The organism is Phocaeicola sp. HCN-6420 (assembly GCF_037890145.1).
Lineage (GTDB): Bacteria > Bacteroidota > Bacteroidia > Bacteroidales > Bacteroidaceae > Phocaeicola.
The window spans coordinates 1-12,269 of the sequence record NZ_JBBKBJ010000046.1; the positions used below are offsets into that span (position 1 = coordinate 1).

A 12,269-nucleotide genomic window follows, 5' to 3' on the forward strand; every position below is an offset into this window, starting at 1 on the left:
CTTTTCTTCCTTTTTGTGTCTCGAGTGAAATTGAAACCTTGCAGCGACTATCATGGGATGTACTTCCGATTTGACAAACTTATGAATGAAAGCATTTTTACATCATATTCTTGCGGATAGAGAACTTCACGATAGCCATTGCCTGAATATTCTCTATTGGCAAATCCATCGGCTGATGATGTGGATTGTAGCTTACCAGCAGAATACATCCCGGATTCTCTGACCGGTTGACATATTTCACCACCAAGTAATCATCACCATCCAGACAGAACGATACCAGATACATTTCTCCATAGATAAGATGATGAAAATCGCTGATTTCCTTGAAACCAATAATGTCACCCGATTTCAGCAGTGGATACATACTGTCTCCGCTTACATATACCGCTCCGTCGCACGAAGATATATTAGGAATAACAATCTTTCCCAACACATATTGGTTGCGGTTCATCAGCATGGTACGCAGGTTGGCAGCTGCCGACACATCATATAGTTGTACATAGCGGTCGTCCTTCATCTCCGGTGTTTTCGGAATGTATATAGTTTCCACCTCTCCCGTATACCTTCCCAACTGGCAGAGGTGTGTATCGCGGTGAGGAGTTCCCTTCCCTACCAGCAGCCAGTTGTAATCTACCTCTTTCATCTTCTCCAACAGCAGTGGAAAGTCGATACTATTTCTTGCACACCAGTTACTTAATGTAGAACGCGATACTCCTAAATAATTGGCGAGTTCCACATCCGTCTTGAAGCCCATAACTTCTTTGGCTCGCTTCACTATATCAGTTACATTGAACAGTGCATCCATCTTTTTTGGGGTTAAACTATAAATTTAATTGTTTTATAATTGAAAACATAATTATATTTGCCTCGACAAATATAGCTTATTGTTTTAATAAATCAAATTGTTTTCAAGAAATAATCAATCCATCACTATGAATACCACAGCTACTTCTGCCCGCATTTGTGCATGCTGCAAGCGCGAGCTTTCCTCCGAGAACTTTTACTACAATCACCGTACACGAATTTTTGACAAATACTGCAAGGAGTGCCGCAAGAAGCGGAGCAGGCAGTATCGGAAAGAATGCAGGCATACCGGAAAAAATAGGAAACGGCTTATTATTACTGAAATAGACGATTCCCTTCTACGCATGGAACTTATCCTACGTGCATTGGGAAAGATACGCGCTAGTGTCCTGCGGAAGCGGAAAAAGATACAGGAATCCGAATACCGCGACTTCGGCAATAACGATGTATCTGTTTAAAAATAGAAATAGGTTTAACGGTTTTGTAAACATGGTACACAAAAATAAAACAAATAATTTACCTTTGCACTGTCATCAAGCTTGAAACGACAGAACGAACACATTTATTCACCATTTAAAGAAAGGAGCAAATTATGGCAATGAAGAAAGGTATATGGGACACCATTTTGAAAGTAATCATCGCAGTGGCATCTGCCGTGTTAGGCGCATTGGGCGGAAGTGCGATGTAAGCGAACAACAAAATTGAGTCAAACAAGTACTATGCCATTGCTTCCTTCGGGAAGCATGGCATAGACTAATCAGTTCAAGTAAAAGAAAATAGAATATGACACTACACATTATTTTCAAGCGAGTGCAACTCATTGTACTGATCCTATTTTACGGACTGACAATGCAAGCACAAACAATAGAAAAATACGGCACGTTCTTCGATGATGCCATTCCGGTTGTCTTATCTGGTAACAGGTCTATATTTACTGACAAACGTAATACAGGCGAAAAGCCACCTGGGGCATACTATTATTACAACTTCCGTTATATTCCCCCTCAAGGAAATGAGTATCGCTATACGCAAGGAAAGGCTGTATATTATCAGCTCGACCTATCCTCACCGGGGAATCTCATTATCCATAATTGGAAAACAGACTATTCAGCAGGACCGGGTTATACTACCCTCTATGTACTGAAGAAAGCACAAGAAGGAGAAGCCGGGGACTGGTCGGAGGGAGAACTCTCGTTCAAATGGGTTGCCACATTCGAAGAACATGATTTTTTGAATCCAAACTTTGACCCTATCAGTCTGGGTATGCCAGAAGGGGCTTCCATAGGTCAAGCCTACCTAAGTATTCCCAATCTGTCTACGGGCTCCTATTATATCGTTACGGCAGGTTACAAGTATTCCAACGGTTCTATCCCCAATGGGACCATCCAAACAACCGTAATCGCTGATTTAGTACCCAGCATCCCTGATGAACCCAATCTAAAGCCCGAAAGCCCGAATTACAGTCCGATACAATACCAATACGATAACTCGGGAAATAGAGTAAAAACTATCATAAAAAATAAATGAATATGTATCAGATAACACAAAAAATAATAATCATGGCAACCGCCTTTCTGCTTAGCCTCTCCGGTAAGGCACAAGTGGCAGTTGTATCGAGTAACGGCAACAAGAACTGCGATGTCGGTGAAATACCAATAGAATACAGCCTCACTCCAAGCGGTGCGGTCAGTTATACCATCCCTATCGATGTGCACCCTGATACAGAAGAGTTCCAACCCCGTCTGTCCTTTATGTACAATAGTCAACAGCACGAAACCGCATTAGGATATGGATGGAATATCCGTGGACTATCAGGCATTACCCACGTAGCTGGCAGCATCTACTACGACGGGAAAGCTACTCCTCTCTCCTTGAAAGACGACAAACTGATGCTGGACGGTATGCGACTAATCAAGACCGGTACCGACACTTGGCAAAGTGAACAGGGATTCATACGGGTAAACAGAGAATCGGAAAACCGCCTGAAAGTGTACTATCCGGATGGAAATACAGCCGTATTTGAAAATTCCCCACAAGCGCCGTTCAGTTATGTAATGACTTCGTACACTAATCGTAAAGGACGTTCGATACTGTACACCTACATGCAAGCAGACAATCTGCCCTACATCCGGACAATCCGGTATGGAGAAACTCAGGGGGTATACAATGACTCCATTGTATTTAATTACCGTGATATACCGTCCGGTATCACACGTTATGCAGATGGAAAGCCATTTAAATACAGCAAATTATTGGAAAATGTTTCTTCATTTTACAAAGGCAATCTCTGGCGCCGATATCGGATTAGCTATCAAAATAGGGGAGTCTATTTACCGGACAGCTTGGAATGCGAAACTTCCAACCATCGCCTGAATCCCCTACGCTTCAGCTATGGAAACGAACGCAGCATTGAGTTCTTGAACGATAACACGCATTATCTGTCCAAATACTACTACAATTCGCAACAAGGACAAACCGGCTATTCTTCTCTTGCCATATCAAGAGGAAAATTCAGCAAGGCTTCCAATAGCGACGGACTGATAACTTACCCCATACCTAATCAAGGCGAATATAATGAAAAACAAGAGCTGCTGGTCTACAAAGACCTGAGTGATATGTCTATCGAACCTGTAGTCTTTACTGCCGGGAAAGGATTCAAACAGTTGGAAGCCATTGATATAAATGGAGACGGTATTGATGTACCGGTAAAAATCAACTATATCACGAAAAAAATTTTATTCATACGAGAGGATACACTGAAAGTAACCATTTATGATAGTCAAATAAATCCTGCATGCCATACAGATTATATCTATCCGGAGCAAGACGGATATGTACACGAACGGCAATGTGTTTTCGGTGATTTCAACGGTGATGGAAAAGCAGAACTCCTGGCTATTTCGAGTTGCTACAATTCAGACCATGACAAATATCCCTCCCGTGCCTTGTTAGTCGATTTGGATAACAGAAAGACTCTTTATGACAACGAGTGCTTTGATTTTACCCTATATCCTATTGATACTTCTAAAGTAAGACATGCCGACCGCTTGATTCCAATGGATTACAATGGAGACGGCAAGACGGATATCTGCTTGATTAATATCAACGGTACTTATGTTTACGAGTTTACTGGTAACGGTTTCAAGCAACTGGCCTACTCCAATGCCCTTAACATCATGTACTTCAATTTTGAAGAAATTAATAGCAAAGACAGGGAATTGATGTTGGCTGATATGAATGCAGACGGAAACATTGATATCATCTTAGGTCCTCGCCGGGTACACTGCAAGGAAGGATACAAGCATTTTGGCGACGGAATCTGTTATGGAGCCTGCAACAATGAAAACAACCTGAAAAGTACCAGTGCCAGCGGATACAAATATTACGAAGATGCTTCGGGTAATGTATGTCATATTGACCCCCATACACCGGATCGTGCTCTGATTACATTCGACTGGAATGTGGAAAATGGTAAACAGTGGCTTTTCCTTATGTCGACAGGAAACTCTTCGTACAGTGCAGAAAACCCCGGATTTAAAGTACACACAGAAGAACTGTTCTATTGTTTCCATGAAACGGTGGGGCTGAACTTCATGCTGGTGGATGTAGACAGCGACGGACTTCCCGACCTGTTGCGCAACCAGCGAGGAAAAGTGGATGTATATCTGAACGAGAACGGCAAAATCAGCCAGACTCCCAATATGCGTTCCACCCAATATTTAGATAATCTGACAGCTCAGTTTGCTGTGGCCAATGTAGCCCAGTCCTATTATTGGTCGGGAGGACTGATTTGTGTGGACAACGAGAAACTGCATGTGTATAACTACTCCCACAATGAACAGGAAGCAAGAATGCTGCACAACCTGACTGACAGCTATGGAGTAAATTCCAATCATGCCTATGTGGATATCATGACGACCAATGCCACCCGGTACGTCCAAAATCCGGGAGCTATCCAATATGTAGGATATCCTTATACCATCATGAATCCTCATCTGTTTGTACCGGCATGGATCAAAAATACCGAAAACAACCAAACATTGTCGTGGGAATACTATAAATACACCAATGCAGTGTTTCACCGTACCGGAATGGGATTCAGAGGCTTTCAGCAAATAGAGACGGAAGATATGGTCAACGACCGTACCATGACTTCGACCTACGATATAGAGCTACTGGGAAGTGAATTGGAAAAATCCACTCCCACAGATACCATTAAGCGAATCTATGATCTGAAAAGGGAATCCAACAGAATCGCATTGCTGACCCTGAAGCAGGAAACCACAGAAAATGTTCTGAACGAAACTACTACGATAGGAAAATATGAATATAACGACTATGGACAGATACTGCACTCTTCCGTTTCGTCCGGACATTATACCGAACAGGCAACGTGCAGCTACCGGAACGTAGATGACGGTTCGTTGTATCTGTTAGGAGTCCAGGATTCTGTGGAAACCCGAAAGATGCGGGATGATTCTCTTTTCGTAGAAACAATCCATATCGATTACGACGACCGATACCTGCCCGTAAGCAGAACCGAGCGTATCAACGGAAAGAAATCCCTACAGGAAAAGTTTGAATACAATGCAAACTGGCAAATGACAGCCCATTCACAGTGCAACTATGAATCCGACCAATGGCTGAAGACACAGTTTGAATACAACGACCTCGGACAACTCGTCAAGGAAACAGACCCGATGGGATTTCACGTAACACACCGCTACGATGAAACAACCGGACTGCCCCTAAGCGATACAGACCACAAGGGAAGAACCACACGGTATGAATATGATGAATGGGGAAACCTTCTGAAGACCACCTATCCGGACGGCAGAAAGAAACAGACCGCAACCGCATGGAGCAGCCCCGAAGAACCCGGACTGTTCCGCATAACCGCAGCAGAAACAGGAAATCCGCTTGTCAAGACCTACTACGATGCACTGAAACGGGAGGTACGCACCGCAACCACACGTTTCGACGGAAAGGAACTGAAGACTGACAAGGTATATGACACGAAAACAGGACTGCTTGTCAAAGAATCCCTGCCGGACAAGGACAGTATTCCTACCTTGTGGAACCAGTATACCTACGACCGATACGACCGGAAAACCTCTACACGTTATGCATCCGGAAAAGTGGACTCGTGTGCATACGGAGCCTTGACAGATACCCTCACGGAAAACGGAATACGACACATCCGACAGTACAGTGCAGACGGACTGATGACAGGCACAGCCGATGAAGGGGGAAGCATTGCCTACTTCTACCGCGCAGACGGACAGCCGCTCGTAATAGTGGCAGCAGACAGTGTACAGACAAGATTCTACTACGACATATATGGAAGACGGACTGCCATCAAGGATCCGAGTGCAGGAATACGAAGAACCGAATACGATAAGGAAGGAAACGTATGCAGGGAAACCGATGCCGACGGAAGACAGGTGGTAAGGGAATATGACCGATACGGACGTATCACCAGACTGGTACACCCCGACTTTACCACTGTATATACCTATGCCGAAGACGAAGACCTGCTTCTCTCCGCCGTTTCCGACAACGGTACTGCCACCTACTACACCTACGATGCATACGGAAGGGTGGAAAGTGTCAGGGAAGAAGCACCCGACGGATACCGGCTGGAGAAGACATACGGATATACAGAAGACGGAATGCTTTCTACCATCTCCTATTCTTCACAGTACGGAAAACTCTGTACTGAACAGCTGGTTTACAGAAACGGAACCTTGACCGGAGTGTATCTGGACGACGGAACCTGTGTATACAGCTACGGCGAAGAGGACAGACACGGACAGCTTACCCGAATCGCTACCGGGGAATACGACAGAAGGTATGAATTCGATGAATGGGGATTCCCCACCCAAAGACGTATCCTGTACGGAAACGGAAAGGTACTGATGGACCAGCGATACGAATTTGATGCTGTAACCGGAAACCTGAAGAGCAGACAGGATGCACTGAGAAACAGGACAGAACTATTTGAATACGATGCTCTGCAGAGACTGACCCTCTATGCCGGGAAAAAGGTGGAATACACACCCGACGGAAACATCATACGCAAAGGGGATGCAGGAGACATGGTATATACCAACCCCAACCGACCCTATGCCGCTACAGGAAATACACCGGAAAAGGAAGCCTGCATACACAGCGGACTACAGGTGGGATATACTGCCGCAGACAGACCCGCATGGATAGAGGAAGGAAACAGAAAGGCGGAATTCACCTACAATGCTCAGTTTGACAGGGTACGGATGAGAATGACCGAAGAGGGAAAGACGGTATACACAAAGTATTACCTTGGAGGGAACTATGAAGCCCATTGCGACAGCAGCGGAACGGAGGAAAGGCTCTATGTAGGAGGAGACTGTTACGAAGCGCCTGCACTCCTCGTCAGAAAGGAAGGGAAAACCGAAATCCGATTCCTGCACAGAGACTATCTGGGAAGTATCCTGCAGGTGGCAGACAACAAAGGAAACATCATCGAGGAAAACAGCTTCGATGCATGGGGAAGCAGAAGAGATCCCGATACACAGGAAATCTATACCGGTACAGAAGTGCCAAGCCTGATGACAGGAAGAGGGTTTACAGGACATGAACACCTAAATGAATTCGGGCTTATCCACATGAATGCGAGACTGTACGACCCGATACTGGGAAGATTCTTGAGTCCGGACCCCTACGTACAGCTGCCGGACTTTACACAGGCCATGAACAGGTACGGATACTGTATGAACAGACCCCTGTGCTATGTGGACAAGAACGGGGAAATTATCGGATGGATCATAGCGGGAGCCATTATAGGTGGAGCCATCAATGTAGCAACACATTGGGATAATATTAGTAACTTTGGGCAGTTTCTTGGATACTTCGGTGTGGGAGCCGCCGCAGGGGCACTGGGACCACTGGTCGGAGGAGCTGTCGGAGGGGCAGGATTTATCGGTGGAGCGATTTCAGGAATGGTGGGAGGAGCCGCTTCAGGATTCACACTCGGAACAGGAAATACACTCATGGCAGGAGGAGGTTTTCTCAATGCATTGGGAAACGGGACTATGGGAGCTTTTTCCGGAGCGATATGTGGAGGTGCATTAGGAGGAGTCATTGGAGGAGGAACAGCCATCGCCAAAGGACAGAACTTCTGGCATGGAAATACCATCGCACAGGGAAGAGGAATGTTCTCATGGAAGAATACACCTGTAGGAGAAACCGGAGCATTAAACTCTGTGCCGGATGCTATGCCTAAAACGCCTAAACCTGACACCCCTCTTGCAAGTAGTCCACAACCTGAAAACGGTACAATTACAGAATACACTATCACAACAACTAAGAAAGCACCAACCCATATAATTGAAAACAATAAATCTTTAACACGTTCATTAAGAATAAAAGGATATCATCCAAGAATAGATATACAAAAAGACTTATATCATAATTTCCCTTATTCATTTGATAATCAAATAGTAAATGAAGGATATATTATAGGTATAAAAGGAAACAGTCAGATGATGGTAGCTCCAGGAACAATCAATGGAGTACAAGGAGTTTATACATTAGGAATAAACACTGAAACAGGTATAGTTTACCATAGAGCATTTTATGAATTAAGTAATTTTACAAAACAATTTAAATTTTAGAATTAAGTATTTTATTCAAGGATAATTTGAGGTACTTTTTCGATCTTTTTTCTTGGTTTCATTCGTCAGATAAGCCATGCCTACTATACTCTTATGAACGTCAAGAAAAAAAGGTCGAAAAGGGCCCCAAAAAAATCTGAGAAAATAACTTATTGGAAAATTTAAGCAAGCTCAACAAAAATGTACTATTTTAGCAATATAACATCAATACGGTTTTACAAATCAAAAAACATAAATTTATGCAAGAAATAATATTTTACGATTCTAAAAATGTACCTTACATGACATGGTACAATTTTTCTTATAATCAACAAAATGGGACATTATTATTTAATGTACAGTTTGAATATTCCATCTTTAATATTTCCGAATGTTATAAGACCAATATTACACAAATCATTAATTTTGAGAAAGAATTACAAGATTTATATCATGGAATAAGCCATAAAATTTCATTTATTTCAGATGATTATTCACTATATATTGAATTGGAATCAAATCAGTTTGGGCATATCTATCAATATGTACATCTTACTAAAAAGTCAGATAGCAGAACTGAATTTACATTACATTTAGATTTTGACCAAAGTTTTATTCCTAAGTTGTTAAACTTTATTCACGAAATATCACAAGTCAAGCCTTGTGTGGAAAGTATCGACTCTACCTATCCTAACATTTGCAACATCGATTTCATTCAAAAAGAAAAGCTTGAGTTCAATGATTATATCCATATGAACATAAAATTAAAAGAATCTTTTTTCCAGGTACTAATGAATACCAACATAAGCACAGACGAACTTATCTCCTTTAAACAAGATTTAACTTTATTCCAAGAAGAAAAAATAAGTGAAGTGCTTTTAGCCCCACTCGGAGAATATTGGAGTATACGGTTTATAAGAGCAAAAGATGGAGTAAAGATACAAGGAAACATTTGTGATAAAAATATCATTTCCCTACAACATAATCTAACTTTTAATTGGATTGTCAATCAAGATTGGATGCATCATTTTCAGCAGAAGATTTCCAGTATATAAACAAAATTAAGCCACTTTTACCAAATTAAATCGGTCATAGAAATGGTCTTACTATCATTCTCTAATGACCGATTTGATTTTAATGAGGAAACCTTCTGAAGACCATCTACCCGGATGGCAGAAAGAAACAGACTGGAACCACATAGATCCGTCCCGAAGAACCCGGACTGTTCCGCATAACCGCAGCAGAAACAGGAAAGCCGCTTGTCAAGACCTACTACGATGCGCTGAAACGGGAGGTACGCACCGCGACCACACGTTTCGACGGAAAGGAACTGAAGACTGACAAGGTATATGACACGAAAACAGGACAGAACTATTTGAATACGATGCTCTGCAGAGACTGACCCTCTATGCCGGGAAAAAGGTGGAATACACACCCGACGGAAACATCATACGCAAAGGGGATGCAGGAGACATGGTATATACCAACCCCAACCGACCCTATGCCGCTACAGGAAATACACCGGAAAAGGAAGCCTGCATACACAGCGGACTACAGGTGGGATATACTGCCGCAGACAGACCCGCATGGATAGAGGAAGGAAACAGAAAGGCGGAATTCACCTACAATGCTCAGTTTGACAGGGTACGGATGAGAATGACCGAAGAGGGAAAGACGGTATACACAAAGTATTACCTTGGAGGGAACTATGAAGCCCATTGCGACAGCAGCGGAACGGAGGAAAGGCTCTATGTAGGAGGAGACTGTTACGAAGCGCCTGCACTCCTCGTCAGAAAGGAAGGGAAAACCGAAATCCGATTCCTGCACAGAGACTATCTGGGAAGTATCCTGCAGGTGGCAGACAACAAAGGAAACATCATCGAGGAAAACAGCTTCGATGCATGGGGAAGCAGAAGAGATCCCGATACACAGGAAATCTATACCGGTACAGAAGTGCCAAGCCTGATGACAGGAAGAGGGTTTACAGGACATGAACACCTAAATGAATTCGGGCTTATCCACATGAATGCGAGACTGTACGACCCGATACTGGGAAGATTCTTGAGTCCGGACCCCTACGTACAGCTGCCGGACTTTACACAGGCCATGAACAGGTACGGATACTGTATGAACAGACCCCTGTGCTATGTGGACAAGAACGGGGAAATTATCGGATGGATCATAGCGGGAGCCATTATAGGTGGAGCCATCAATGTAGCAACACATTGGGATAATATTAGTAACTTTGGGCAGTTTCTTGGATACTTCGGTGTGGGAGCCGCCGCAGGGGCACTGGGACCACTGGTCGGAGGAGCTGTCGGAGGGGCAGGATTTATCGGTGGAGCGATTTCAGGAATGGTGGGAGGAGCCGCTTCAGGATTCACACTCGGAACAGGAAATACACTCATGGCAGGAGGAGGTTTTCTCAATGCATTGGGAAACGGGACTATGGGAGCTTTTTCCGGAGCGATATGTGGAGGTGCATTAGGAGGAGTCATTGGAGGAGGAACAGCCATCGCCAAAGGACAGAACTTCTGGCATGGAAATACCATCGCACAGGGAAGAGGAATGTTCTCATGGAAGAATACACCTGTAGGAGAAACCGGAGCATTAAACTCTGTGCCGGATGTAATAGCAGAAACACCAAACGATGTTTCAACATATCAATCAACTTCAAAAGTTGTATATGACGAATCATCGAATTCAGAAATATTAATTCATTATACAACAGAAAATGGTTATAAAAGCATTATGGAAAGTAAACAACTCCTACCATCTGTAGGGATAAAACATGCAAGATATGGAGATGGACAATATTTTACAGATCTAAATTCTATTGATTATACAGTAGGACAGTTATCAAGAAGATTATATAGAGTACCTTGGAATAAATCCCATCTAACTCATTTCATAAAAATAAATGTATCGGGATTAAATATAATAAAAAATGGACCACACAATTTTTTACTTCCTAATAATCAGCCATTAAATCTTAACAATAGAATAGTTGGAGGTGGAGTAAGCATATTTAAAATTAAATTTTAAAAACATTATTAAGTGTAATTATTGTATGATAAAGTTTATAGCTTATGGAGACATATTCTCCATATCAGGAATTAGTTGTTATGCTCATGGGTGCAATTGTGCCGGAGCTATGGGAAAAGGTATTGCATTACAATTCAAAAAACGTTTTCCTCAAATGTATTTACAATACAGAAAAAAATGTTTGCAAAATCAATTCCATCCAGGAGATGTTTTTGAATTTGTACAAGGAACTCAACGTATATACAATTTAGGTACTCAAAAAACATGGAGAACCAATGCGACCTTGGAGGCCATTGAATTATCTGTTAGAAAAATGTTAAAGTTAGCAACAGAACAACACGTAAAAGATATAGCTATGCCTAAAATAGGAGCAGGATTAGGAGGATTACCTTGGGAGGATGTAAAATTATTACTTCAACAATTAGCAATGGAATATCCAACTGTCAATCTTATTGTTGTAGAAAATTATAATAATGGAATTAGCATTCAATAATAATCATATTTTAATCCTTTTCAGATTAATTTATAAATTTAAGACGACTACAACATAAACTCTATTAAACGTTATCTGTTTCAAAATATTTGATGCAGATAACGTTTTTTATTATCAGTGTCAGATAAAGATATTCAATGGGATGATTATCAATATTTTATGAATGCTACTTATTGAAGTTGCCACATAATTTTAAACAAAATAAAGTCCTATAACTATCCGAATCCCTATGTAGTAGAATCAGAGGGTATATGAGATGAAAGCGTACGTTCTTATCTGAGGAGGTCTCACGG

At 42.3% G+C, this 12,269-nt stretch carries 8 protein-coding genes; 7 read left to right on the top strand and 1 reads right to left on the bottom strand.

Annotation, left to right across the window (positions count from 1 at the left end; translation table 11 throughout):
- Positions 1–97: 97 nt before the first annotated feature.
- On the bottom strand, positions 98–805 hold the full coding sequence (locus tag WKT12_RS15780; RefSeq protein WP_204462420.1) for a helix-turn-helix domain-containing protein: 708 nt from the start codon (positions 803–805) through the stop codon (positions 98–100).
- A 127-nt stretch (positions 806–932) separates the two neighbouring features.
- Here WKT12_RS15780 and WKT12_RS15785 point away from each other — a divergent pair, with 127 nt between their 5' ends.
- The 7 genes from WKT12_RS15785 to WKT12_RS15815 all read left to right on the top strand — a co-directional run bounded on the left by WKT12_RS15785 (position 933) and on the right by WKT12_RS15815 (position 11,976).
- On the top strand, positions 933–1,262 hold the full coding sequence (locus WKT12_RS15785; protein WP_270245215.1) for a hypothetical protein: 330 nt from the start codon (positions 933–935) through the stop codon (positions 1,260–1,262).
- 140 nt (positions 1,263–1,402) lie between these two features.
- Positions 1,403–1,492 carry a smalltalk protein gene (locus WKT12_RS15790; protein WP_204462435.1) on the top strand — a complete coding sequence of 30 codons (90 nt, stop codon included), beginning with the start codon at positions 1,403–1,405 and terminating at the stop codon, positions 1,490–1,492.
- A 95-nt stretch (positions 1,493–1,587) separates the two neighbouring features.
- On the top strand, positions 1,588–2,331 hold the full coding sequence (locus WKT12_RS15795) for a hypothetical protein (RefSeq protein ID WP_340320288.1): 744 nt from the start codon (positions 1,588–1,590) through the stop codon (positions 2,329–2,331).
- Between the two features lie 2 nt (positions 2,332–2,333).
- The gene (locus WKT12_RS15800; protein ID WP_340320289.1) at positions 2,334–8,459 is read left to right on the top strand and encodes an FG-GAP-like repeat-containing protein; all 6,126 of its coding nucleotides are present in this window, start codon (positions 2,334–2,336) and stop codon (positions 8,457–8,459) included.
- 239 nt (positions 8,460–8,698) lie between these two features.
- Positions 8,699–9,493: a hypothetical protein gene (locus tag WKT12_RS15805; protein WP_270245309.1), complete on the top strand. Its 795-nt coding sequence runs from the start codon at positions 8,699–8,701 to the stop codon at positions 9,491–9,493.
- A 367-nt stretch (positions 9,494–9,860) separates the two neighbouring features.
- A complete protein-coding gene (locus tag WKT12_RS15810) occupies positions 9,861–11,483 on the top strand; it encodes an HYD1 signature containing ADP-ribosyltransferase family protein (protein WP_340320290.1) in 1,623 nt (540 codons plus the stop codon).
- Between the two features lie 25 nt (positions 11,484–11,508).
- Entirely contained in the window at positions 11,509–11,976 is a 468-nt protein-coding gene (locus WKT12_RS15815; RefSeq protein ID WP_204483436.1) for a macro domain-containing protein, read from the top strand.
- Positions 11,977–12,269: the final 293 nt, after the last annotated feature.